The organism is Streptomyces sp. NPDC058955, assembly GCF_042741435.1.
Taxonomy (GTDB): Bacteria; Actinomycetota; Actinomycetes; order Streptomycetales; family Streptomycetaceae; genus Streptomyces.
Genome location: NZ_JBHYKM010000044.1, coordinates 29276 through 53307 on the forward strand (window position 1 = coordinate 29276; position 24032 = coordinate 53307).

Below are 24032 nucleotides of genomic sequence, written 5' to 3' on the forward strand. Positions count from 1 at the left end.
TCCCCCCCCCCCCCCCCCCCCCGCGATCGATTGGTGTCTCGTGGGCTCGGTGTTGTGTATAAGAGACAGCTGCCTATCCTGGGGGCCGGTCCGGGCGGTTCCCGGGCGCGGTCGCGCCCGTCCTCCGCCCCGGTCCCCGTCGTCGTCCCACCGAAAGGCTTGCTTCTTGAGCGCGCAGCAGATCCCCGTCGTCGTCCTCGCCGGGTTTCTCGGGGCCGGGAAGACCACGCTCCTCAACCATCTGCTGCGCAGTGCCCGGGGGACCCGGATCGGGGTCATGGTCAACGACTTCGGCGACATCGGGATCGACGCGATGACGGTCGCCGGGCAGGTCGGGTCCACGGTCTCCCTCGGCAACGGGTGTCTGTGCTGCGCGGTGGACGCGAGCGAGCTGGACGAGTACCTGGAGGTCCTGACCCGGCCCGAGCTGCGGCTGGACGTGATCGTGATCGAGGCCAGCGGTCTCGCCGAGCCGCAGGAGCTGGTCCGGATGGTGCTCGCCAGCGAGAACCGGCGGATCGTCTACGGCGGTCTGGTCGAGGTGGTCGACGCCGCCGAGTTCGGCGCCACCCGGCAGCGGCACCCCGAGACCGACCGGCATCTCGCCCTCGCCGACCTGGTCGTCGTCAACAAGGCCGACCGGGTGCCCGGGGAGCGCCTGCGGGCCGTCCGGGAGACCGTGGCCGGGCTCGCGGACCGGGCCGCCGTGATCGAGGCGGCGCACGGCCGGATCGATCCCGAGCTGCTCTTCGACCGGGTCGTCCCGGACGACGAGATCGCCGGGCAGATGTCGATCGAGGACATCCTCTACGGCGACGAGGACGGGCACGCGCACGTGCACGCGGCCTACGACACCGTCTCCCTGGCCACGGCGGTCCCGCTGCACCCGCGGCGGCTGATGGCCTTCCTCGACTCGCGCCCCGAGGGCCTGTACCGGCTCAAGGGCTTCGTGGACTTCGGCGCCGCCGACCCCGACCACCGGTACGCGGTGCACGCGGTCGGCCGCTTCCTGCGCTTCTACCCCGAGCCCTGGCCGGCCGGCGAGGAGCGCCTCTCGCAGCTCGTCCTGATCGGCTCCGGCGTCGACGCGGCCGCTCTGCGCAAGGAGCTGGCCGGCTGCGAGGTGGACGGGCCCGGGGACGCCCCGGACGAGCACTCCATGTGGGGCGTCCTCCGGTACGTGCCGCAGGGCGACGAGCCGCCCGCGGAGGCGTAGCCCCGCCTCAGGCCGGTGTGCCGGCCGGCGCCAGGCCGACCGCCGCCAGGTAGGCGTCGAGGGTCGCGTCGGCGCGGTCGCCGGCCCAGCCCACGTACCCGTCCGGGCGGATCAGGTGGACGCCCGGGCCGTAGGCCTCGTCCGACGTCGTCAGCCGGGCCGCCCGGACCTGCTCCGGGAGCGCCGCGGGCGGCTCGGCGTCGCCGACCGTGAGCAGGGTGAAGTGCGGGCCCCGGAAGAGGTCGAAGAGCCGGCGCCCGTCGTGCCGGCCGTCCGGCGCGCGGTCGCCCGCGCGCAGGGTGTCCCCGGGGGTCTCGGGGCGGGTGTCGACCGCGAGGGCCGAGTCCCGGTAGCCGAGGTCGAGCTGCTGGACGTCCCTGCCCCGCTGGGTGGCCTCGCCGTCGGCGGTGGCCCGGTGGAGCCGGGTGCTGAGCCCCAGGACGTCCGCCGCGACGGGGCGGCGCTCGGCCTCGTAGCTGTCGAGGAGCGCGGCCGGGGCCCCGTGGCGCAGGACCTGGGCGAGCTTCCAGCCGAGGTTGTATGCGTCCTGGACGCCCGTGTTGAGGCCCTGGCCGCCGGCGGGGGAGTGGACGTGGGCGGCGTCGCCCGCGAGGAAGACCCTGCCCTCCCGGAAGCGGTCCGCCAGCGCCGCCCTGGCGCGGTAGTCCGACGCCCACGGCACCTCCGTGATCCGGTCCCCGGCCAGCGGGGTGCGGGCGGCGAGCAGCGCGCGGACGCCCTCCGGGGTCGTGTCCACCGCGGCCGTCCGGTCCTCGAAGGTGGCGGCGAGCTGGAAGAGGGTGTCGTCGCCCGGCAGCGGGCAGAGCGCCACGCCGCCGTCCGGCGCCCCCCACACGTGCCAGTGGTCCCGGTCGGCCACCGTCCCGGGGGCGATCCGCACGTCGGCGACGAGCATCGGGCGCGGGTCCACGGTCTCGCCGGTCATGCCGATGCCGAGGGCCCGGCGGACCGTGGAGCGGCCCCCGTCGGCGCCGACCAGATAGGCGGCGCGGATCGTCTCGCCGCTGCTCAGCTCCGCCGCCACGCCCGCGTGGTCCTGCCGGAGGCCGGTGAGGGCGGCGCCGAACCGGACGCCGCCGCCGAGCGCCGTCAGCCGCTCGTACAGCAGCTCCTGGGTGCGGGACTGCGGGATGAGCAGGGTGTTCGCGTACGGCACCCGCTCGGTGGGCTCCGAGCGGGGGACCATGTCCCACTCGCCCCGCCGCTCGGTGCCCTCCCAGGCCAGCATCCGGGGGTACGGGCCGCCCGCCGCCAGCACCCCGGGGAGGACGCCGAGGTCGTCCAGGACCTCCAGGCTGCGCGGCTGGAGCCCCTTGCCGCGCGAGCCGGGGAAGAGTCCGTCCGCCCGCTCCAGGAGGAGCGCGCGGACGCCCCGGCGGGCGAGGTCGAGGGCGAGCACGAGCCCGGTGGGGCCCGCTCCGGTGATGACGACGTCCGTGTCCCTGTCCGCGGGCATGGGTGACCGCCTCCAGTCCTTAACGCTGTTAAATGCCGACCTCCACAGCATCGCCTTAACGGCGTTAAGGAGTCAAGGGGATACGGTGACGGGGTGGCGACGAAGAAGACGACCAAGCTGGACCCCGGCACGGTGGCGGAGACCGCCCTGCGGCTGCTGAACGAGCGCGGCCTGGAAGGGCTCACGCTCCGCGCCATCGCCCAGGAGCTGCACGTCCAGGCCCCCGCGCTGTACTGGCACTTCAAGAACAAGCAGGCCCTGCTCGACGAGATGGCCACCGTCATGTACCGGCGCATGGTCGCCGAGCCGGAGGCCCGCCCGGCGGCCGGACAGGGCTGGCAGGAACTGATGCTCACCGCCAACCGGGGCCTGCGCGCCGGGCTGCTGCGCTACCGCGACGGCGCCAAGGTCTACAGCGGCGCCCGGTTCACCGGCACCGACCACGCCCAGGACATGGAGCTCCAGCTCGGAGCCCTGGTCGACGCCGGGTTCACGCTGCGCGAGGCGGTGCGGGCCAGCACCACGGCGTACATGTACACCCTCGGCTTCGTCACCGAGGAGCAGGGCACCGAGCCCCTCCCCGGGGAGCCCCGGGAGGGCTTCGACATCGACGAGCGCGCCCAACGCCTCGCCGCGTACCCGCTCGCGGCGGCGGCCGGCGCGGAGCTGTTCGCCGACTACGACGAGCGCTTCGAGGAGGGGCTCCGGCTGATCGTCGCCGGGATCGAGGCGGTGTACGCCCCCGGCGCGCGCGCCTGACACCGCGTCCCGCACCGGTCCGCCGACCGCGCCCCGCACCGGTCCGCCGACGACGAAGCCCCCGCTCCAGGCAGGAGCGGGGGCTTCGCCGCGGGTACGGAGGGAGCGGGCTAGCTGGCCGGGCCCGCCACCACGTCCACCGGCTTCGGCAGCGGGGTGCCCGAGCCGTCGCGGCGCGGGTCCGGCTCCGGCAGCTCGACCGGCGTGCCGTTCTTCTGCGCGGCACGGGCCGGCAGGGCGCCCGCCCAGGCCAGGACCAGCGCGTCCTCGCCCTTCAGGAAGCGCTGACAGCGCACGCCGCCGGTCGCCCGGCCCTTGCGCGGGTACTGGTCGAACGGGGTCAGCTTCGCCGAGGTCGCCGCGGCACCGTCCAGGGTGCCGCTCGTACCCGCCACCGTGAACACGGCCGCGTCCGCCGCCGGGTCCACTGCGGCGAAGCACAGCACCTCAGCGCCGGCCGCCAGCTTGATGCCCGCCATGCCGCCGGCCGGGCGGCCCTGCGGCCGCACCTGGGCCGCCGGGTAGCGCAGCAGCTGCGCGTCGGAGGTGATGAAGACCAGGTCCTCCTCGCCCGTCCGCAGCTCCGTCGCGCCGACGATCCGGTCACCGTCCTTGAGGGTGATGACCTCCAGCTCGTCCTTGTTCGCCGGATAGTCCGGCACCACCCGCTTGACCACGCCCTGGAGCGTGCCGAGCGCCAGACCGGGGGAGGACTCGTCCAGGGTGGTCAGGCAGACCACCGTCTCGTCCGCCTCCAGCGACAGGAACTCGCTCAGCGGCGCCCCGCCCGCCAGGTTCGGCGCGGCGGCCGTGTCCGGCAGCTGCGGCAGGTCGATGACGGCGATCCGCAGCAGTCGGCCCGCCGAGGTCACCGCGCCCACGTCGCCGCGCTGGGTGGCCGCCACCGACGAGACGATGACGTCGTGCTTGACCCGCTTGGCGTCCGCCTCGGCCGGCGGCAGCTCCGCCGAGACCGTCCGGGCCAGCAGCCCGGTCGAGGAGAGCAGCACCCGGCACGGGTCGTCCGCGACCTCCAGCGGGACGGCCGAGACGGGCGCGCCCGCCGACTCCAGCAGGACCGTGCGCCGGTCGGTGGCGAACTTCTTCGCGACCGCGGCCAGCTCCGCCGAGACCAGCTTGCGCAGCTCGGAGTCGGACTCCAGGATCCCGGTCAGCTCGTCGATCTCGCCGGTCAGCCGGTCCCGCTCGGTCTCCAGCTCCAGGCGGTCGAACTTGGTGAGCCGGCGCAGCGGGGTGTCCAGGATGTACTGGGTCTGGATCTCGCTCAGCGAGAAGCGCTCCATCAGGCGCTCCTTCGCCTGCGCCGAGTTCTCGCTCTCCCGGATGAGCCGGATGACCTCGTCGATGTCGAGGAGGGCCACCAGCAGGCCCTCGACCAGGTGCAGCCGGTCGCGCTTCTTGCCGCGGCGGAACTCGGAGCGGCGGCGGACCACCTCGAAGCGGTGGTCGAGGTAGACCTCCAGGAGCTCCTTGAGGCCGAGGGTGAGCGGCTGGCCGTCCACCAGGGCCACGTTGTTGATGCCGAAGGACTCCTCCATCGGCGTCAGCTTGTAGAGCTGCTCCAGGACGGCCTCGGGCACGAAGCCGTTCTTGACCTCGATGACCAGGCGGAGCCCGTGGGCCCGGTCGGTGAGGTCCTTGACGTCGGCGATGCCCTGGAGCTTCTTCGAGCCGACCAGGTCCTTGATCTTGGAGATGACCTTCTCGGGGCCGACCGTGAAGGGCAGTTCGGTGACGACGATGCCCTTGCGGCGGGCCGTCACGGTCTCCACCGACGTGGTGGCGCGGATCTTGAAGGTGCCGCGGCCCGACTCGTACGCGTCCCGGATGCCGTTCAGGCCGACGATCCGGCCGCCGGTCGGCAGGTCCGGGCCGGGGACGAAGCGCATCAGCGCGTCCAGGTCCGCGTTCGGGTAGCGGATCAGGTGGCGGGCGGCCGCGATGACCTCGCCGAGGTTGTGCGGCGGCATGTTGGTCGCCATGCCGACCGCGATGCCGGAGGCGCCGTTCACCAGCAGGTTCGGGTACGCGGCGGGGAGCGCGACCGGCTCCTGCTCCTGGCCGTCGTAGTTGGGCGCGAAGTCGACCGTGTCCTCGTCGATGGACTCGGTCATCAGCAGCGCGGCCGGGGCCATCCGGGACTCGGTGTACCGCATCGCGGCCGGCGGGTCGTCGTTGCCCAGCGAGCCGAAGTTGCCGTGGCCGTCGACCAGCGGCACGCGCATGGAGAAGGGCTGCGCCATGCGCACCATGGCGTCGTAGATCGAGGCGTCGCCGTGCGGGTGCAGCTTGCCCATCACCTCGCCGACCACGCGGGCGCACTTGACGAACCCGCGGTCCGGGCGGAGGCCCATCTCGCTCATCTGGTAGACGATGCGCCGCTGGACCGGCTTCATGCCGTCGCGGGCGTCGGGCAGGGCGCGCGAGTAGATGACCGAGTAGGCGTACTCGAGGAAGGAGCCCTGCATCTCGTCGACGACGTCGATGTCGAGGATCCTCTCCTCGTACGCGTCGTCCGGCGGCGGTGTCTTCGTGCTGCGGCGGGCCATCGCGGCTGCGGCTCCTTCTCCGACAAAGCTTGATCTGACGCGGACCATTGTGGACCGTGCCACCGACAGCGCGGACCGCGACCCGGACGAGGGACATCTCCGGGGTCCGGGAACTTCGCCAGGTGTCGGCGCGCTTGCATACAGTGGCAGGACTTTTTCCGTACCGCGATCGAAGGGACGTACATGCCCATGGGTCACACGGCCACGGCCGAGGCCGGCTCCGGCGGCCTGACAGCGACCGAGCACCGGCTGGCGAACGGCCTGAGGGTGGTGCTCTCGGAGGACCACCTGACCCCGGTCGCCGCGGTCTGCCTCTGGTACGACGTCGGCTCGCGCCACGAGGTCGCGGGCCGCACCGGCCTCGCCCACCTCTTCGAGCACCTGATGTTCCAGGGCTCGAAGCAGGTCCACGGCAACGGGCACTTCGAGCTCGTCCAGGCCGCGGGCGGCTCGCTCAACGGCACGACGAGCTTCGAGCGCACCAACTACTTCGAGACCATGCCCGCCCACCAGCTGGAGCTCGCGCTCTGGCTGGAGGCCGACCGGATGGGCTCGCTGCTCGCCGCCCTCGACGACGAGTCGATGGAGAACCAGCGGGACGTCGTGAAGAACGAGCGCCGCCAGCGGTACGACAACGTGCCGTACGGCACCGCCTTCGAGAAGCTCACCGCGCTCGCGTACCCCGACGGCCACCCGTACCACCACACCCCCATCGGCTCGATGGCGGACCTGGACGCGGCCACCCTGGAGGACGCGCGGAACTTCTTCCGCACCTACTACGCGCCCAACAACGCGGTCCTGTCGGTCGTCGGCGACATCGACCCGGAGCAGACGCTCGCCTGGATCGAGAAGTACTTCGGCTCCATCCCCGGCCACGACGGCAAGCCCGCCCCGCGGGACGGCGCCCTCCCGGACGTCATCGGCGAGCAGCTGCGCGAGGTCGTCGTCGAGGAGGTCCCGGCCCGCGCCCTGATGGCCGCCTACCGGCTGCCCGAGGACGGCACGCGCGCGTGCGACGCCGCCGACCTCGCCCTCACCGTGCTCGGCGGCGGCGAGTCCTCCCGCCTGCACAACCGGCTCGTCCGCCGCGACCGCACCGCGGTCGCCGCCGGCTTCGGCCTGCTCCGGCTCGCCGGCGCCCCCTCGCTCGGCTGGCTGGACGTCAAGACGTCCGGCGGCGTCGAGGTCCCCGCCATCGAGGCGGCCGTCGACGAGGAGCTCGCCCGCTTCGCCGCCGAGGGCCCGACCGCCGAGGAGATGGAGCGCGCCCAGGCCCAGCTGGAGCGCGAATGGCTCGACCGGCTCGGCACGGTCGCCGGCCGCGCGGACGAACTGTGCCGGTTCGCCGTGCTGTTCGGCGACCCGCAGCTCGCCCTGACCGCCGTCGACCGGGTCCTCGCGGTCACCGCCGACGAGGTGCGCGAGGTGGCCGCGGCCCGGCTCCGCCCCGACAACCGCGCGGTGCTCGTGTACGAGCCGGCGGAGACCGGCGCCGAAGACAGCGACGAGGAAGAGGGAGCGGACCAGTGACGGACACCGCCCAGCCCCTGACCAGCATGGAGTTCCACCCGCAGCCGCAGGCCGGCCAGGCCAGGCCGTGGGCCTTCCCGGCCCCCGAGCGCGGCACGCTCGACAACGGGCTGACCGTGCTGCGCTGCCACCGCCCGGGCCAGCAGGTCGTCGCCGTCGAGATCTTCTTCGACGCGCCGCTCGACGCCGAGCCCGAGGGCCTCGACGGCGTCGCCACCATCATGGCGCGCGCCCTCTCCGAGGGGACCACCGAGCGCGGCGCCGAGGAGTTCGCGGCCGAGCTGGAGCGCTGCGGCGCCTCCCTCGACGCCCACGCGGACCACCCCGGCGTCCGGGTCTCCCTGGAGGTCCCGGTCTCCCGCCTCCCCAAGGCGCTCGCGCTCGTCTCCGAGGCCCTGACCTCCCCGGCCTTCGACGCCGACGAGGTCAAGCGCCTGGTGGCCAACCGACTCGACGAGATCCCGCACGAGGCCGCCAACCCGAACCGCCGCGCGGCCAAGCAGCTCTACAAGGAGCTCTTCCCGGCCGGCACCCGGATGTCCCGGCCGCGCCAGGGCACCGAGGAGACGGTGGAGGCCATCGACGCCGCCGCCGTCCGCGCCTTCTACGACGCGCACCTGCGTCCCTCCGCCGCCACCGCGGTCGTCGTCGGCGACCTCACCGGCGTCGACCTGGACGCGATCCTCGCCGAGACGCTCGGCGGCTGGACCGCCGAGCCGGCCACGCCGCGCCCGATGCAGCCGATCACCGCCGACGACACCGGACGGGTCGTCATCGTCGACCGCCCCGGGGCCGTCCAGACCCAGGTGCTCATCGGCCGGATCGGGCCGGACCGCCACGACGCCGTCTGGGCCGCGCAGGTCCTCGGCGTCTACTGCCTCGGCGGCACCCTGACGTCCCGTCTGGACGCCGTCCTGCGCGAGGAGAAGGGGTACACGTACGGCGTGCGCGCCTTCGGGCAGGTGCTCCGCTCGGACGGCGAGGGGCACGGCGCCTCGCTGCTCGCCATCAGCGGTTCGGTCGACACCCCGACCACCGGCCCGGCCCTCGACGACCTGTGGAAGGTGCTCCGGACGCTGGCCGAGGGCGGGTTGACCGACGCCGAGCGGGACATCGCGGTGCAGAACCTGGTGGGCGTGGCCCCGCTCAAGTACGAGACGGCCGCCTCGGTCGCGGCGACCCTGTCCGACCAGGTCGAGCAGCACCTGCCCGACGACTACCAGGCCCGGCTGTACGCGCGCCTGGCCGAGACGGGCACGGTCGAGGCCACGGCCGCCGTCGTCAGCGCCTTCCCGGTGGACCGGCTGGTCACCGTCCTGGTGGGCGACGCCGCGCAGATCGAGGAGCCCGTGCGGGCCCTCGGCATCGGCGAGGTGACCGTGGTGAGCTGACGCCCCGTCGGCCCCGGGCGGAGGTCTCCGATGCGATGAAGCGTCGGAGACCTCCGCTTTGTCCGATATCGCGGCAAGGATGATCGTATGCCCTGTGGCATGTCTTACAAATCAGCGTGTCTGTTTGGCGATCGACATCCGTCCGGCCTAGCGTCGATCCGGCTGTCCGGCCGATGCACGCGCCGCATCCGCGGCACCGGACAGTCATCGCCGAGTCCCCGTCAGGCGCGAGCCTGGGGAGCCGGGGACCCACGCAGTCCCTGGGGTGAATCGGACGCCTTCGCTCACGCGGAGGGGCCCGTAGGAGACCTTCCTGCTCCGAACCCGTCAGCTAACCCGGTAGGCGAGAAGGAAGGAAAGGAACCGTCTTGGCGTTCACCCGTGCCACCGGGAAGCATCGTGGTGCGAGCCGACTGGCTCGCCGCAGCGCCGGCATCGCCGGCGTGGCCGCCCTCGCCACCACCGGTGTCGTCGGCACCCTCGCCTCTCCGGCGCTCGCCGCCGACACGGACGACCGTTCCGCCGAGGACACCGGCCTCATGAAGGTGATCGCCGACGAGTCCATCGCCGACCAGATCAACGCGCAGGCCGCCGCCCAGGAGCAGGAGGCCGCCGAGGCCGAGGCCCGGGCCAAGGCGCGCGCCGAGGCGAAGCGCAAGGCCGAGGCCCGCGCGAAGGAGATCCGCGAGGCCAAGGAGCGCGCCGCCCGCGAGGCCGAGCGCCGCCGGCTCGCCTCCTTCAACCTCCCGGTCGCCGGCTCGTACGTCTCCACCGGCTACAAGACCGGCGGCTCCCTCTGGTCCTCCGGCAGCCACTCCGGCGTCGACTTCCACGCCGCCTACGGCAGCTCGGTCGTCTCCGTCGGCTCCGGCACCGTCGTCGAGGCCGGCTGGGGCGGCGCGTACGGCAACAACATCGTGATCCGGATGAACGACGGCACCTACACCCAGTACGGCCACCTGTCGTCCATCGGCGTCTACGTCGGCCAGTCCGTCGAGCCCGGCCAGCAGATAGGCGTCTCCGGCTCGACCGGCAACTCGACCGGCCCGCACCTCCACTTCGAGGCCCGGACCACCGCCGAGTACGGCTCCGACATCAACCCCGTCGCGTACCTCCGCGCCCGCGGTGTCAGCCTCTGACCCGCCACCTCGCATCGCATCGGCCCCGGCTCCCACGAGCCGGGGCCTTTTCGTCGCCCCGTGTCCGTGACGACCGCTGCCGCGAACCGGCCGAATTCCGAGGGGGCATCGGAATTTCCGGCGCGCTGCAATAGAGTCACGGAAGAAGCGCCGCTCGAATTCGGGGCGCGCGGAGCGAATACGGAGGTCGGACATGCGGGTTCCCGCGCAATCGGTATGCACGGCGATCCGGGACGACATCGTCTCGGGGGTCTTCGAGCGCGGCAGCCGGCTGACCGAGGAACAGCTCGCCCGCCGCTACGGCGTCTCCCGCGTCCCGGTCCGCGAGGCCCTGCGCACCCTGGAGTCCGAGGGCTTCGTGGTCAGCCGCCGGCACGCGGGCGCCCATGTCGCCGAGCCCAGCGACCAGGAGGCCGCCGACCTCCTCGACGTACGGGCGCTGCTCGAACCGCTCGGTGCGGCCCGGGCGGCCCAGCGGCGCACCGACGCCCACCTCAAGGTGCTGCGCGGCCTGGTCAGGCTGGGGCAGGAGCGGGCCCGCCGGGGCCAGGGAGAGGATCTGCGGGCGCTCGGCGGCTGGTTCCACGAGACGCTCGCGCAGGCCTCCGGCAGCCCGGCGCTGGCCGTCCTGCTCACCCAGCTGCGCCACAAGATCGCCTGGATGTACACGGTGGACCAGCCGGACCGGCCGGTCGAGGCCTGGGCCGAGCACGGCGCGATCGTCGACGCCATCGCGCGCGGGGACGCCGAGCGGGCCCGGTCGCTGACCGCCCTGCACGCCGAGCACGCGCTGCCGCTGCACCGGCTGAAAAGGCCGGAGCGGGGCCGTGTGAGGGTTTCGCAACATGCCGTCAACACGGCGAGCGCCCGGAATTAACACGGGCACCGTATACAAAGAATAGCAATTCCGGGGCCTCTTTCGTGCTGCCCGGAAAAGGGAATTGCGTGGATCCGGAAATGCCGGACGGCCGTGTCCGCCGGGAATTCCGGGGACACGGCCGTCGGGGAAAAGCGGGGAACCGACCCGCCGGGTCAGACCGTCTCGGGGAGCTCGTCGAGGCCCTCGGCGACGAGCTTGGCGAGGCGCTCCAGCGCGGCCTCGGCGCCCTCGGCGTCCGAGGCGAGCACGATCTCCTCGCCGCCCTGCGCGCCCAGGCCGAGCACCGCGAGCATGGAGGCGGCGTTCACCGGGTTGCCGTCGGCCTTGGCGATGGTCACCGGGACACCGGAGGCCGTGGCGGCACGGACGAAGATGGAGGCGGGGCGGGCGTGCAGGCCCTCGGCCCAGCCGACGTTGACGCGGCGCTCAGCCATGGTGTTGCCCTTCAGGTCTTCGGCGGGTTGTCTAGACCAGTCTCTCACGGGAAGCGGAGTGCTCCCGTCGACATTGGTCCCCCCACCGTACGACGTTCGGCCCTCCTCCCCGGGCAGGGCACGGACGGCGCGCGAACGGTGCCGGTGTCACCCCCCGGTCGTAGGCTGTGACCCATGCGGAGCGCGTCGGAGCAGGCGGACGGACCGGACGGGGCGGGCGGGGCGGGCGGGGCGGGAGCGGGGGAGCATCCGGCCCCGGAGCAGCACGCCTACCCCGACCACTGGGAGGCCGACATCGTGCTCCGCGACGGCGGCACCGCCCGCGTCCGCCCCATCACCGCCGACGACGCCGGCCGGCTCGTCAGCTTCTACGAGCAGGTCTCGGACGAGTCGAAGTACTACCGCTTCTTCGCCCCCTACCCCCGGCTCTCCGCCAAGGACGTCCACCGCTTCACCCACCACGACTTCGTCGACCGGGTCGGCCTCGCCGCCACCGTCGGCGGCGAGTTCATCGCCACCGTCCGCTACGACCGGATCGACGAACGGGGCCGGCCCGCCTCCGCGCCCGCCGACGAGGCCGAGGTCGCCTTCCTCGTCCAGGACGCCCACCAGGGCCGCGGCGTCGCCTCCGCCCTCCTCGAACACATCGCGGCCGTCGCCCGCGAGCGCGGCATCCGCCGCTTCGCCGCCGAGGTGCTCCCCGCCAACACCAAGATGATCAAGGTGTTCACGGACGCCGGCTACACCCAGAAGCGCAGCTTCGAGGACGGCTCCGTCCGGCTCCACCTCGACCTGGAGCCCACCGACCGCTCCCTCGCCGTCCAGCGCGCCCGCGAGCAGCGCGCCGAGGCCCGCTCCGTCCAGCGGCTCCTCGCCCCCGGCTCGGTCGCCGTCGTCGGCGCCGGGCGCACCCCCGGCGGCGTCGGCCGCACGGTCCTGCGGAACCTGCTGGGCGCCGGCTTCACCGGCCAGGTGTACGCGGTCAACCCCGCGCTCGACGCCCCCGCGGCCGTCCTCGACGGCGTGCCCGCCTTCCCCTCGGTCGCCGCCATCGGCGCCGCCGTCGACCTCGCGATCGTCGCCGTCCCCGCCGAGCGGGTCCCCGAGGTCGTCGCCGACTGCGGCGAGCACGGCGTGCGCGGCCTCGTCGTCCTCTCCGCCGGATACGCCGAGAGCGGCACCCGGGGCCGCGAGCGGCAGCGCGCCCTGGTCCGGCAGGCCCGCTCGTACGGCATGCGGATCATCGGCCCCAACGCCTTCGGCATCATCAACACCGCCGACGACGTCCGGCTCAACGCCTCCCTCGCCCCCGAGATGCCCGCCGCCGGCCGCATCGGCCTCTTCACCCAGTCCGGCGCCATCGGCATCGCCCTCCTCGCCGGGCTGCACCGGCGCGGCGCGGGGCTCTCCTCCTTCATCTCCGCCGGCAACCGCGCGGACGTCTCCGGCAACGACTTCCTCCAGCACTGGTACGACGACCCGGCGACCGACGTCGTGCTGCTCTACCTGGAGTCGATCGGCAACCCGCGCAAGTTCACCCGGCTCGCCCGCCGCACCGCCGCCGTCAAACCGGTCGTCGTCGTCAAGGGCGCCCGCCACAGCGGCAGCGCCCCGCCCGGCCACCGGGTCCCCGTCACCCGCATCCCGCACGCCACCGTCTCCGCGCTGCTCCGCCAGGCCGGCGTCATCCGCGTCGACACCGTCACCGAGCTCGTCGACGCCGGACTGCTCCTCGCCGGACAGCCGCTGCCCGCCGGACCGCGCGTCGCGATCCTCGGCAACTCGGAGTCCCTCGGCCTCCTCACGTACGACGCCTGCCTCACCGAGGGGCTGCGCCCGCAGCGGCCCCTGGACCTGACCACCACCGCCACCCCGGCCGACTTCCGGGACGCGCTCGCGGCGGCCCTCGCCGACGACTCCTGCGACGCGGTCGTCGTCACCGCGATCCCCTGGGTCGGCATCGAGGGCACCACCGAGGTGCTCGCCGCCTCCCTCCGCGAGGCCGTCGCCGGCAGCGGTGCCGCCGGCGCCGCCAAGCCGGTCGTCGTCGTCCACGTCGAGATGGGCGGCCTCGCCGAGGCCCTCTCCGCCGCCACCAGCACCCGCCCCGCACCCCCGCGCACCCGCCGCCCGGCCGCCGCGCCGACGGCCCCGGAGACCGCCGTCCCCGCCCAGCAGCCGGCCCAGGACCCGCAGGACCCGGCCCCGCCCGCCCCCGCGCGGAACATCCCCGCCTACCCCGCCGCCGAGCGGGCCGTCCGCGCGCTCGCCGAGGCCGTGCGGTACGGACAGTGGCGGCGGCAGGCCGCCGAGCCGGGACGCGTACCGGAGTACGACTCCATCGACGAGGCCGGCGCCGCCGCCCTCATCGACCGGGTGCTCGGCGAGCGGGGCGCCGGACAGGAGTCCCGGGGCGTGACCCTCACCACCGACGAGGCCGGCGAGCTGCTCGGCCGGTACGGCATCGAGGTCCGCCCCACCCTGCCCGCGCCCGGGCCCGACGAGGCCGTGGCCGCCGCCGCCCGGCTCGGCTACCCGGTGGCGCTCAAGACCACCGCCCCCCATCTGCGCCACCGCCCCGACCTCGGCGGCGTCCGCCTCGACCTGGCGACCGAGGAGCAGCTGCGCACCGCCTACGCCGAGCTCACCGAGGCCCTCGGCAAGCCCGCCGAGCTCCAGCCCGTCGTCCAGGCGATGGTGCCCCGGGGCGTGGATACCGTCGTGCGCGCCGCCATCGACCCCGCCGCCGGCGCCGTGCTCTCCTTCGGCCTGGCCGGCGCAGCCTCCGAACTGCTCGGCGACACCGCCCACCGGCTGGTTCCGGCCACCGACCGGGACGCCGCCGAGCTGGTCCGCTCCATCCGCACCGCCCCGCTGCTCTTCGGCTGGCGCGGCTCGGCCCCCGTCGACACCCCCGCCCTGGAGGAGCTGCTGCTCCGGGTCTCCCGGCTCGTCGACGACCATCCGGAGATCGTCTCCGTCGCGCTCGAACCGGCCGTGGTCGCCCCCACCGGCGTCTCCGTCCTCGGCGCCGCGGTCCGCCTCGCCCCGGCCGCCCCCACCACCGACCTCGGCCCCCGCCGCCTGCCCGGCTACTGACGGGCCGGAGGGGGTCCGCAGCCCCGTAGGATGGAGTCCATGGCGAAGACCGGTACGACGACCCAGGGGCTGCGCGCGGCGATCGAGCGCAGCGGCTACTACCCGGCACTCGTGGCCGAGGCGGTGGAGGCCGCCGTCGGCGGCGAGGACGTCGCGTCGTACGTGGTCCACCAGGAGACCACCTTCGACGCCAACGAGGTCCGGCGCCACGTCACCGTGCTGGTGCTCACCCCGAGCCGCTTCATCGTCAGCCACACCGACGAGCAGGCCGCCGACAACAGCTCCCCGAGCCCGTACGCCACCACGTCCACCGAGTCCGTGAAGCTCGACCGGATCTCGTCGGTCGTGGTCAGCCGGGTCGTCGCCAACCCGGAGTCGTACACCCCGGGCACCGTGCCCCGCGAGGTCGTCCTCACCATCGGCTGGGGCGCCGTCTCCCGGATCGACCTGGAGCCCGCCGCCTGCGGCGACCCGAACTGCGACGCCGACCACGGCTACACCGGCAACGCCACCGCCGACGACCTCAGCCTGCGGGTCAGCGAGGCCGGCGACGGCCCGGACACCGTCCGGCAGACCCTCACCTTCGCCCAGGCGCTCTCCGAGGCCACCGCCGCCACCGCGCCGACGGCCGGCCGCTGATGGCGCAGCCGACCTCCCTCGCCCACGGCTGGCCCGACGAACCGGAACTGCTCGCCCCGGCGAGCGCCCCGGTGCCCGAGTACGGCTCCGGCTCCCTCGCCGACCTGCTGCCCACCCTCGTCGCGGGACAGGGCGTGCCCGGCTTCGAGGCGCGGATCGCCGAGCTGACCCCCGCCGACCGCGTCTGCGTCTTCCTCGTGGACGGACTCGGCTGGGAGCAGATCAAGGCCCACCCGGACGAGGCCCCCTACCTGGCCTCGCTGCTCGCCACCTCGCGCGGCGGCACCGGCCGGCCGATCACCGCCGGCTTCCCCGCCACCACCGCGACCTCGCTCGCCTCCGTCGGCACCGGCCGCGCCCCCGGCACCCACGGCCTGGGCGGCTACACGGTCCGCGACCCGCGGAGCGGCGAGCTGATGAACCAGCTCAAGTGGCGCCCCTGGACCGATCCCAAGGTCTGGCAGCCGTACCCGACCGTCTTCCAGCTGGCCCACGAGGCCGGGATCCACACCGCCCAGGTGTCCTCCCCGATCTTCGCGCAGACCCCGCTCACCCAGATCGCGCTGAGCGGCGGCACCTTCCACGGGCACCTCTCCGGCGAGGAGAGGATGGACGTCGCCGCCGCGCAGCGGGCCGGCGGCGACCGCTCGCTGGTCTACACGTACTACAGCGAACTCGACGGCGCCGGGCACCGCTTCGGCATCGACTCCGACGCCTGGCGCGGCCAGCTGATGCTGGTCGACCGGCTGGCGCGACGCCTCGCCGAGCAGCTGCCCGCCCGCTCGGCGCTGTACATCACCGCCGACCACGGCATGGTCGACGTGCCCTTCGACGAGGAGCACCGCATCGACGTCGACGAGGACTGGGAGCTGCGCGCCGGCGTCGCCCTCCTCGGCGGCGAGGGCCGCGCCCGGCACGTCTACGCCGTCCCCGGCGCCGAGGCGGACGTCCTCACCTGCTGGCGCGAGGTCCTCGGCGAGCAGTTCTGGGTCGCGGGCCGCGACGAGGCCATCGAGCTCGGCTGGTTCGGCGACACGATCGACGAGCGGGTGTACGGCCGGATCGGCGACGTCGTCGCCGCCGCCCACCAGGACGTGGCCCTCGTCGCCTCCGTCGGCGAGCCGCTGGAGACCCGGATGACCGGCATGCACGGGTCGATGACCCCGGCCGAGCAGCTGGTGCCGCTCCTCGAAGTCCGCTCCTGACCGCACCCCGTCCCCTCCCCGACTTCCCCGACCCGAAAGGTCCCCGACCCGTCATGCCCGAGCTGGTGTTCTTCTCCGGAACGATGGACTGCGGAAAGAGCACGCTGGCGCTCCAGATCGCGCACAACCGCGACGCGCGCGGACTCCAGGGCGTGATCTTCACCCGGGACGACCGGGCGGGCGCCGGCAAGCTGTCCTCGCGGCTCGGCCTGGTGACCGAGGCCGTCGAGGCCCCCGAGGGCATGGACGTCTACGGGTACCTCGTCGACCAGCTCTCCCAGGGCGGCAAGGCCGACTACGTGATCGTCGACGAGGCGCAGTTCCTCGCCCCGGTCCAGATCGACCAGCTCGCGAGGATCGTCGACGACCTCGGGCTCGACGTCTACGCCTTCGGGATCACGACCGATTTCCGCACCAAGCTCTTCCCCGGCTCGCAGCGCCTGATCGAGCTCGCCGACCGGATCGAACAGCTCCAGGTCGAGGCGCTGTGCTGGTGCGGCGCCCGGGCCACCCACAACGCCCGGACCGTCGGCGGCCACATGGTGGTCGAGGGCGAGCAGGTCGTCGTCGGCGACGTGAACACGGCCGCGGAGGTCGTCGGGTACGAGGTGCTGTGCCGCCGCCACCACCGCCGGCGGATGACGAGCGCCAGCAGCCGGGCGGCCTCCCTGTCGCCGGACGTGCTGCCGGTGACGCCCGCCTGAGGCCCCGCCGGGCGGTGACACCGGGTGTTCACCTCCGGGCTGCCGGGAGATCGCCGGGTGATCCACTTCGGGTCGCCCGAACCAGGAGTAATGGGTTCGTCCCGCCGTGCGTTCGCCGCGGGTGATCGACGAGAGCCCCGTGCTCCCTGGAGGACCCGTGCCACCCGCCGCCACGCCCGCGCCCGACCCTGTCCGGGACGGGGCGCGGGGCGGCCCCCGCCCGGCCCGGAACCCGCTGCTGCTCGCCCCCGCCGGCGCCGGACTGCTCACGGCGGCCGTGTTCGTGCTGGCCACCGCGCTCGCCCGCAGCCACCCGCTGGGCCCCTACACCCGCAACGTCGTCGACCTGGGCCAGCAGTACCTCCCGTACCACGCCTACTGGCGCGCCTTCCTGCTCGGCGACACCCACGGGGACGCCTTCCTCAACTGGAACTCCGGCTTCGGCGCGGGCTTCCTCGGCGACATCGGCACCTATCTGAGCAGCCCCTTCTCGCTGCTCGTCGTCCTCTTCCCGGCGGACCGGCCGGAACTGGCGCTGTACGTCATCACCGCCCTCAAGATCACCGCCGCGGGCGCGGCGATGGCCGCGCTGCTGATCCGGCTCCGCCCGGCGGCCCGCCCCGGCCCGTGGCCGCTCGCCGCCCTCCTCGGCGCCGCGTACGCGCTCTCCGGCTGGACCTTCAACCACGGCGCCTCCGTGCCCATGTGGCTCGACGGCCTCATCGCCTTCCCGCTGCTCTGCCTGGTGGCCGAGTGGGCCAGGGCCGGCCGGCGGCCGGTGCTCGGCCCGCTCGTCGTCGCCGTCGCCTGGATCGCCAACTTCTACACCGCCTACATGGCCACCCTCGGCGCGGCGCTCTTCCTCGCCGTCCGGCTCTGCACGGCCGACCCGGAGGAGGAGGGCGCCCCGCGCGCGTGGCCCGGCGCCCTGCTGCGCGCCGTGCGGACCGTGGCCCTCGGCGTCGGGCTCGCCGCCCCGCTCGTCCTCGTCGTCTTCAGCGGGACGAAGTACGCCGACCCGACCCCCGAGACCGTCTTCGCGCCCGCCGGCTGGACCGAGCTGCTCGGCCGCTTCCTGCCCGCCACCGCCAACGTGAACACGCCGGCGCTCTTCATCGGCACGCCCGCGCTCGTCCTCGCCCTCAGCCTGCCCTTCAACAAGGCGGTCGCCCCGCGCGTCCGGCTCGCCTGGACCGCGCTGATCGTCCTGGTGACGCTCTCCCTCCAGTGGGGGCCGACCCACCTCCTCTGGCACGCGGGCGCCTCGCCCAACGGCAACCCCTACCGCCAGACCTTCGTCCTGTGCGGCCTGCTGCTGATCGCCGCCTGGCTGTCCGCCGCCCCCGCGCCGCCCCGCCCGGCCGCCCTGCTCGGCGCCGCCGCCGTCGTCGGGGCGCTCGCCCTCGCCGCCCGGGGCAGCGCCGACATCGACACCTGGACCTACCCCGCCGCGGGCGCCGCCGTCCTGCTCGCCCTCGCCGCCGCGCTGCTCGCCCGCCGCGCCCGGCGGCCCGCCCTCGTGGCCACCGCCGCCGTGCTGCTGCTCGCCGCGCAGGCGGGGGAGGCGGCCGTCAGCGGGATGCGCGTCGAGGCGCGGCAGCGCGCCGACGTCGCCTGGTCGCCCCGGATCGGCCCGTGGCAGCGCGCGGTGGCCGCCGAGGTCGCCCGCGCCGACGCCTGGCCCGCGTACCGCACCGACCCCGGCCCGCTGCCCGGCGGCAACGAACCGCTGCTCCTCGGCGGCGAGGGCGCCGACGCCTACTCCAGCCTCACCACCGAGAACACCTCCCGGACCCTGGACTCCCTCGGCTTCGGCCACTACGCCAAGGGCCGGCACCCCGAGACCCTCGACAACCCCGTCACCGACGCGATCTTCTCCATCGGCACCCGGATCCGCTCCGAGGCCGACGGGCCGGTACGCCAGGACGCCGCGCCCGGCGGCACCGCGACCGCCACCACCACCCCCGAACCGCCGCTCGTCACCGTCCACCCCGCCGGGAACGCCGCCGTGGACCCCGAGGAGTCCGCCTTCCGCAACCAGGAACTCCTCCTCGGCTCCTCCGTGTACACGCTGCCCGCCGTCCGCCGGGCCGGCACCACCCTGACCGCCCGCTGCCCGGCCGGCACCGACGTCTGGTTCTGGGCGCCCGAGTACAAGGGCACCGCCGCCCTCGCCGGCGCCGCCCCCGCCGACTTCGACGGCCGGCCGCCCGCCGTCCGCGCCGCCATGCGGGCCCTCGGCACCGTCCCGGCCGGCGGCGAGGTCCGGATCGAGCTGGTCACCGACGGGACGCCCACCCTGCCCCGGCAGCCCGTCGGCTGCCTCGACCGGGGCCGGCTCGCCACCGCCGTCGCCCGCCTCACCGCCACCGGCGCCACCCGGGTCACGACCACCGGCCACGGCCTCACCGCCGAGCTGCCGCCCGGCAGCACCGGCGTCGCCGTCGTCGCCGTCCCCCGCGCCACCGGCTGGCGGTGTGCGGCCGGCGACGCCGAGCCCGTCTCCGCCCGCTCCCACCGGGGCCTGCTCGCCGTCCCCCTCGACGGCCGCGCGACCCGGGTGAGCTGCTCCTTCCGGCCCCCCGGCGTCCGGCTCGGCGCCGCCGCCGGAGCCGCCGCCCTGCTCGCGCTCCTCGCCACGGCCGTCCTCGCCCGGCGCCGCGCGCGGCGGTCGGCGGACGGTTCGCACGAGGGACGGCAAGAGTTCACCGACCGTCCACACGAGGCTCGTTCGGGCGGCCAGGACGCCGATTACGCTGCCCGCCGTACCGGCGCCTGACAGCCGGAATCCACCTCCGCTTCCACCTCCGCCCGACCTCCTGTTCCCGATCCAGTGTGGGGATTCTCCGCGTGCCCAAACTCTCCGTCGTCGTCCCCTTCCACAACGTCGGGCCGTACGCCCCCGACACCGTGCGCAGCCTCGCCCACAACGCGGACCCGGATTTCGAGTTCCTGCTGATCGACGACTGCTCCACCGACGAGACCCCGGACGTCCTCGACCGCTGGAAGGACCGCATCCCCAACACCCGGGTCATCCGCCACGAGACCAACCTCGGCGTCGCCCAGGCCCGCAACACCGGCATCGACGCCGCCACCGGCGACTACCTCACCTTCCTCGACGGCGACGACTGGTACGCCCCCGGCCACCTCCGCGCCGCCGTCGACGGCATAGAGCGCCTCGGCTGCGACTTCGCCCGCACCGACCACGTCCTCGCCGAGGGCCGCAAGCGGAACATCAAGTACGCCCCCGCCAAGGTCCGCGACGCCGTCATGGACCCCCGCGACGGCATCGCCCCGGCCAGCATGATCACGATGGTGGACTACCCCTTCGTCCCCTTCGGCGTCTACGGCCGCACGCTCTTCGAGAACGGCGAGTCCCGCTTCGAGACCAAGCTGCGCACCGCCGAGGACCGGCTCTGGGTCTGGCGCCTCCACCTCAAGGCCACCACCTACGCCGCCCTCTCCCTGCACGGCGTCTTCTACCGCCGCGGCGTCACCACCTCGCTCACCCAGATCAGCGACAACCGCCAGCTGGACTTCATCCCCTCCTACGACCTGCTCCTGGAGGAGGTCTCCCGGGACCGCGACGCCGACCGCTTCCTGCCGAAGGCCGTCCGCACCTACTGCGCGATGATCGCCTTCCACGTGAACAAGGCCGGCACGTACGAGCCCGAGGTCGCCCAGCGGCTGCGCGCCGACGTCGCCGACGCCCTGCACCGCATGCCGCAGGACGTCCTCGAAGAGACCCTCGCCACCATGGACACCCCCCGCGCCACCCTTCTGCGGAGCCTGCGCGAGACCGGAAGGACCGTCTGAGAATGACCACCGACACCACCACGGTCCAGATCTTCCAGGTCTCCACCCTCTACGGCGCCGCGACCGTCGCCGCCGCGATCGACGCCGGACTGTACGGCGCCCCCGGCGACGCCCGCCGCCTCCTGCTGCTCTCGCACAACGCCGAGATCCCGGAGACCGCGCTCCGCCTGGAGACCATGACCGGCTACCCGCGGATCGCCGCCCGCTTCGACGGCGTCCTCGACTGGAACGAGACGATCCACCCGTACCACCCGGCCGCCTGGGCCCCCCGCCCCGAGGAGACCCCGCTCTGGCAGCGCGTGCTCCGCACCGCCTGGGACCTCGGCACCGCCCGCGTCGAGCTGATCGTGGAGTCCATCCAGGTCAACCCGGCCAAGGCGCTCGGCGCCTGCTTCCCGGAGAGCAGCGTGGAGGTGTACGCCGACGGGCTGATGAGCTACGGCCCCACCCGCACGGACGTCGCCCAGTCCCTGGCCTGCCGGATCCGCCGGCTGCTCCACCTCGACCTGGTGCCGGGCCTGACGCCGATGCTCCTCACCGAGTACGGCACCCCGTCCGAGCTCGTCCCCGACGCCGCCTTCCGCGCGGTCCTCGCCGAGATCGCCGCCGACGCCGGCGACGACCCGGCGGTCGCCGCCGCCGTGGCCGCGCGGCCGACCGCGCTGCTCCTCGGCCAGTACCTGGCCGCGCTCGGCCTCCTCACCGTCGAGGAAGAGGAGGAACTGCACGTCCGGATGCTCCGCGGCGCCGCCGCCCTCGGCCACCGCAGCCTCGTCTTCAAGCCGCACCCCACCGCGCCGGCCGGCTACTCGACCGCGCTCCGCGAGGCGGCCGAGGAGGCCGGGGTCCGGCTCACCGTCCTCGACGTGCCGCTGCTCGCCGAGACCTTCTACGAGCGCTGCGAGCTGGAGCTCGTCGTCGGTTGCTTCTCCACGGCGATGCTCACCGCCGCCGTCTACTACGGGGTGCCGATCGCCCGGGTCGGCACCGAGGAGCTCCTCGAACGGCTGACCCCCTTCGAGAACAGCAACCGGATCCCGCTCACCGTGGTCGACCACCTCGTCCCCGACCTGGAGAGCGGCGAGGACCCGGCCGTCCCCGGCCCCGCGCCCGACTCGCTCGCCCCGCTGGTCCGGGCGGTGAGCTACTGCATGCGGCACAAGGCCCACCCCGGCATGCGGGCGGAGACCGAGCTGTACCTGGCGGCGCACCACGCCGACCCGGCGGTCGCGCACCACTTCGGCACCGTGCGCCTCACCCAGCTGGGCCTCCCGGGCGGCGAGCCCGTCCAGGCCGGAGGCGCGCCGCTCCGCCGGGGCCTCGTCCGCGGCCGCCGCTGACCCGGGGGCGCGGCGCCGTCAACGGTCGCGGGACCTCACGAGGGTGAACACCGCGCCCTCCGGGTCCGCGACCAGGGCGAGCCGCCCGGCCGTGCCGTCCCGGGGCGGCCGCAGCACCTGGCCGCCCAGCTCGGACACCAGCCGGGCCGCCGCGTCCGTGTCGGCCACCTCGAAGTACGTCATCCAGTGCGGGCCCCGGTCCCGGGGCAGCTCCTCGCCCACCCCGTGCAGCGAGGCGACCGGGCGCCCGTCCACGTGCAGGGTGGCGTAGTCGAAGTCGGCCGAGACCACCGGCTCGACCTCGTACCCGAAGACCGTCCGGTAGAACTTGCCGACGGTCGCCGTCTCGTACGTGAGCAGCTCGTTCCACACCGGCGTCCCGGGCGGTCCGGCGAGCGCGGTGCCGTGGTGGGCCTCCGCCTGCCAGACGCCGAAGACGGCGCCCGCCGGGTCGGCGCAGATGACCATGCGGCCGGCCTCGCCCGCGTCCAGCGGGCCCACCGCGACCGTGCCGCCGCAGCAGCGGATGGACTCCGCCGTCTCGTCGGCGTCCTGGGTGGCCAGATAGGTGGTCCAGGCGATGTTCAGATGCCGGTCCGGGGGCAGCTGGCCGATGCCGGCCACCTCCCGGCCGCCCAGCAGCGCCCGTACGTACGGGCCGAGCTGCTGCGGTCCCGGGACGAACTCCCAGCCGAAGAGTGCCTGGTAGAACTCCTGCGTCGCGTCGATCCCGTGCACCATCAGACTCACCCAGCAGGGTGTTCCCGGGCTGCGTCGAGCCGCCTCGGTCATGGTCACTCTCTCCTCGGACCTGGTCGTGACCGTGCCCCGCCGCCGGGTGGATCCGCCGGGCCGCGCACGGCGCGCCCCGGTCGCACCCTTCCTGGCGCGATCCTTCGGGAGGACGCCGGGTCCGTCCCCGGCGCGGGCATGGCTGCGCGAGGATGGCCCCATGAAGCCCATCATCTCCGCAAGCGAACTCGCGAGCGAGTCGGCGGGAGCCCGCCCGCCGGTCCTGCTGGACGTGCGCTGGACCCTCGGGGGCCCGCCCGGCCGCCCGGCGTACGAGGCCGGGCACCTGCCCGGAGCCGTCTACGTGGACCTCGACACCGAACTGGCCGGACCGCCCGGGGAGGGCGGCCGGCATCCGCTGCCCGACCCGGAGGCGTTCGGGGCGGCCATGCGCCGGGCGGGGGTCCGGGCCGACCGTCCCGTGGTGGTGTACGACGGCGGGCTCGGCTGGGGCGCCGCCCGGGCCTGGTGGCTGCTGCGCTGGGCGGGCCACCCGGACGTGCGGGTGCTCGACGGCGGCCTGGCCGCCTGGCCGGGGGAGCTGACGGCGGAGGTGCCGCGGCCGGAGCCCGGCGACTTCACGCCGAAGCCGGGCGGACTGCGGCTGCTCGACGCGGACGAGGCGGCGGCGCTGGCCCGCTCGGGGCTGCTCCTGGACGCCCGGGCCGCCGAGCGCTACCGGGGCGACGTGGAGCCGATCGACCGGGTCGGCGGACACATCCCGGGCGCCCACTCGGCCCCGACGACGGAGAACGTGGCCGCGGACGGCCGCTTCCTCCCGGCCGGCGAGCTGCGCGAGCGGTTCGCCGCGCTGGGCGCGGCGGAGGCGGCGGAGGTCGGCGTCTACTGCGGTTCGGGCGTCTCCGGCGCCCACGAGGTGCTGGCCCTGGAGCTGGCCGGCATCCCGGCGGCGCTCTACGCCGGCTCCTGGTCCGAGTGGTCCTCGGACCCGTCCCGCCCGGTGGCCACCGGACCGGACCCCCGGTAGGACGCGGGAGGGGGGGCCCCCCCCGCCCCGGGGGGGGCGGGCGGCGGGGGGGG

Annotated in this window: 18 protein-coding genes and 1 riboswitch; of the genes, 14 read left to right on the forward strand and 4 right to left on the reverse strand. The window is 74.5% G+C overall.

Annotation, left to right across the window (positions count from 1 at the left end; all coding sequences use genetic code 11):
* The first annotated feature begins 166 nt into the window (after window positions 1-166).
* Entirely contained in the window at window positions 167-1216 is a 1050-nt protein-coding gene (locus ACFW1I_RS18775) for a CobW family GTP-binding protein (protein ID WP_384671070.1), read from the forward strand.
* 7 nt (window positions 1217-1223) lie between these two features.
* Here the strand turns inward: ACFW1I_RS18775 and ACFW1I_RS18780 are convergent, their stop codons facing one another.
* Window positions 1224-2693: an FAD-dependent monooxygenase gene (locus ACFW1I_RS18780; RefSeq protein WP_384671073.1), complete on the reverse strand. Its 1470-nt coding sequence runs from the start codon at window positions 2691-2693 to the stop codon at window positions 1224-1226.
* Window positions 2694-2786: 93 nt separating this feature from the next.
* Here ACFW1I_RS18780 and ACFW1I_RS18785 point away from each other — a divergent pair, with 93 nt between their 5' ends.
* Window positions 2787-3452 carry a TetR/AcrR family transcriptional regulator C-terminal domain-containing protein gene (locus ACFW1I_RS18785; RefSeq protein ID WP_384671075.1) on the forward strand — a complete coding sequence of 222 codons (666 nt, stop codon included), beginning with the start codon at window positions 2787-2789 and terminating at the stop codon, window positions 3450-3452.
* Window positions 3453-3562: 110 nt separating this feature from the next.
* On the opposite strand, the gene ACFW1I_RS18790 is transcribed toward ACFW1I_RS18785, so the two are convergent.
* Window positions 3563-6022, reverse strand: coding sequence for a DNA topoisomerase (ATP-hydrolyzing) subunit A (locus ACFW1I_RS18790; protein WP_384671078.1), 2460 nt, complete (start codon window positions 6020-6022; stop codon window positions 3563-3565).
* A gap of 189 nt (window positions 6023-6211) precedes the next feature.
* Between ACFW1I_RS18790 and ACFW1I_RS18795 the strand changes: the two genes are divergently transcribed.
* From ACFW1I_RS18795 to ACFW1I_RS18810, 4 genes are all read left to right on the forward strand, one after another.
* A complete protein-coding gene (locus tag ACFW1I_RS18795; RefSeq protein ID WP_384671116.1) occupies window positions 6212-7552 on the forward strand; it encodes a M16 family metallopeptidase in 1341 nt (446 codons plus the stop codon).
* Between the two features lie 26 nt (window positions 7553-7578).
* A complete protein-coding gene (locus ACFW1I_RS18800) occupies window positions 7579-8943 on the forward strand; it encodes a M16 family metallopeptidase (RefSeq protein ID WP_384671118.1) in 1365 nt (454 codons plus the stop codon).
* A 198-nt stretch (window positions 8944-9141) separates the two neighbouring features.
* Window positions 9142-9304: riboswitch (cyclic di-AMP (ydaO/yuaA leader) on the forward strand.
* Window positions 9305-9311: 7 nt separating this feature from the next.
* Entirely contained in the window at window positions 9312-10082 is a 771-nt protein-coding gene (locus ACFW1I_RS18805; RefSeq protein WP_384671080.1) for a M23 family metallopeptidase, read from the forward strand.
* A 193-nt stretch (window positions 10083-10275) separates the two neighbouring features.
* Window positions 10276-10959 (forward strand): GntR family transcriptional regulator, encoded by a 684-nt coding sequence (locus ACFW1I_RS18810; RefSeq protein WP_384671082.1) that lies wholly within the window; start codon window positions 10276-10278, stop codon window positions 10957-10959.
* Window positions 10960-11114: 155 nt separating this feature from the next.
* On the opposite strand, the gene ACFW1I_RS18815 is transcribed toward ACFW1I_RS18810, so the two are convergent.
* On the reverse strand, window positions 11115-11396 hold the full coding sequence (locus tag ACFW1I_RS18815; RefSeq protein WP_043227291.1) for an HPr family phosphocarrier protein: 282 nt from the start codon (window positions 11394-11396) through the stop codon (window positions 11115-11117).
* 174 nt (window positions 11397-11570) lie between these two features.
* Here ACFW1I_RS18815 and ACFW1I_RS18820 point away from each other — a divergent pair, with 174 nt between their 5' ends.
* The 7 genes from ACFW1I_RS18820 (at window position 11571) to ACFW1I_RS18850 (ending at window position 22199) form a co-directional block, all read left to right on the forward strand.
* Window positions 11571-14495, forward strand: a complete 2925-nt coding sequence (locus tag ACFW1I_RS18820; protein ID WP_384671084.1) for a GNAT family N-acetyltransferase — start codon at window positions 11571-11573, stop codon at window positions 14493-14495.
* Window positions 14496-14534: 39 nt separating this feature from the next.
* Window positions 14535-15134 carry a DUF5998 family protein gene (locus ACFW1I_RS18825; protein WP_031010889.1) on the forward strand — a complete coding sequence of 200 codons (600 nt, stop codon included), beginning with the start codon at window positions 14535-14537 and terminating at the stop codon, window positions 15132-15134.
* Window positions 15134-16339 carry an alkaline phosphatase family protein gene (locus ACFW1I_RS18830; protein WP_384671087.1) on the forward strand — a complete coding sequence of 402 codons (1206 nt, stop codon included), beginning with the start codon at window positions 15134-15136 and terminating at the stop codon, window positions 16337-16339. The genes ACFW1I_RS18825 and ACFW1I_RS18830 overlap by 1 nt, the downstream gene beginning before the upstream one ends.
* Window positions 16340-16392: 53 nt before the next feature.
* Entirely contained in the window at window positions 16393-17043 is a 651-nt protein-coding gene (locus ACFW1I_RS18835) for a thymidine kinase (RefSeq protein WP_384671089.1), read from the forward strand.
* A 157-nt stretch (window positions 17044-17200) separates the two neighbouring features.
* Window positions 17201-19822 carry a YfhO family protein gene (locus tag ACFW1I_RS18840; protein ID WP_384671091.1) on the forward strand — a complete coding sequence of 874 codons (2622 nt, stop codon included), beginning with the start codon at window positions 17201-17203 and terminating at the stop codon, window positions 19820-19822.
* A gap of 71 nt (window positions 19823-19893) precedes the next feature.
* Window positions 19894-20859 carry a glycosyltransferase family 2 protein gene (locus tag ACFW1I_RS18845; protein WP_384671094.1) on the forward strand — a complete coding sequence of 322 codons (966 nt, stop codon included), beginning with the start codon at window positions 19894-19896 and terminating at the stop codon, window positions 20857-20859.
* Window positions 20860-20861: 2 nt separating this feature from the next.
* Window positions 20862-22199, forward strand: coding sequence for a polysialyltransferase family glycosyltransferase (locus ACFW1I_RS18850; protein WP_384671097.1), 1338 nt, complete (start codon window positions 20862-20864; stop codon window positions 22197-22199).
* Between the two features lie 18 nt (window positions 22200-22217).
* On the opposite strand, the gene ACFW1I_RS18855 is transcribed toward ACFW1I_RS18850, so the two are convergent.
* Entirely contained in the window at window positions 22218-22991 is a 774-nt protein-coding gene (locus tag ACFW1I_RS18855) for a VOC family protein (protein ID WP_384671100.1), read from the reverse strand.
* 160 nt (window positions 22992-23151) lie between these two features.
* On the opposite strand from ACFW1I_RS18855, the gene ACFW1I_RS18860 reads away from it, so the two are divergent.
* Entirely contained in the window at window positions 23152-23979 is an 828-nt protein-coding gene (locus ACFW1I_RS18860; RefSeq protein ID WP_384671102.1) for a sulfurtransferase, read from the forward strand.
* Window positions 23980-24032 lie beyond the last annotated feature (53 nt).

Excerpts from the sequence above, each read along its gene's own strand:
- ACFW1I_RS18780 (WP_384671073.1), bottom strand. The coding sequence starts at position 2,693 with ATGCCCGCGGACAGGGACACGGACGTCGTCATCACCGGAGCGGGCCCC.
- ACFW1I_RS18790 (WP_384671078.1), bottom strand. The coding sequence starts at position 6,022 with ATGGCCCGCCGCAGCACGAAGACACCGCCGCCGGACGACGCGTACGAG.
- ACFW1I_RS18795 (WP_384671116.1), top strand. The coding sequence starts at position 6,212 with ATGGGTCACACGGCCACGGCCGAGGCCGGCTCCGGCGGCCTGACAGCG.
- ACFW1I_RS18800 (WP_384671118.1), top strand. The coding sequence starts at position 7,579 with ATGGAGTTCCACCCGCAGCCGCAGGCCGGCCAGGCCAGGCCGTGGGCC.
- ACFW1I_RS18810 (WP_384671082.1), top strand. The coding sequence starts at position 10,276 with ATGCGGGTTCCCGCGCAATCGGTATGCACGGCGATCCGGGACGACATC.
- ACFW1I_RS18815 (WP_043227291.1), bottom strand. The coding sequence starts at position 11,396 with ATGGCTGAGCGCCGCGTCAACGTCGGCTGGGCCGAGGGCCTGCACGCC.
- ACFW1I_RS18820 (WP_384671084.1), top strand. The coding sequence starts at position 11,571 with ATGCGGAGCGCGTCGGAGCAGGCGGACGGACCGGACGGGGCGGGCGGG.
- ACFW1I_RS18825 (WP_031010889.1), top strand. The coding sequence starts at position 14,535 with ATGGCGAAGACCGGTACGACGACCCAGGGGCTGCGCGCGGCGATCGAG.
- ACFW1I_RS18830 (WP_384671087.1), top strand. The coding sequence starts at position 15,134 with ATGGCGCAGCCGACCTCCCTCGCCCACGGCTGGCCCGACGAACCGGAA.
- ACFW1I_RS18835 (WP_384671089.1), top strand. The coding sequence starts at position 16,393 with ATGCCCGAGCTGGTGTTCTTCTCCGGAACGATGGACTGCGGAAAGAGC.
- ACFW1I_RS18850 (WP_384671097.1), top strand. The coding sequence starts at position 20,862 with ATGACCACCGACACCACCACGGTCCAGATCTTCCAGGTCTCCACCCTC.
- ACFW1I_RS18855 (WP_384671100.1), bottom strand. The coding sequence starts at position 22,991 with ATGACCGAGGCGGCTCGACGCAGCCCGGGAACACCCTGCTGGGTGAGT.
- ACFW1I_RS18860 (WP_384671102.1), top strand. The coding sequence starts at position 23,152 with ATGAAGCCCATCATCTCCGCAAGCGAACTCGCGAGCGAGTCGGCGGGA.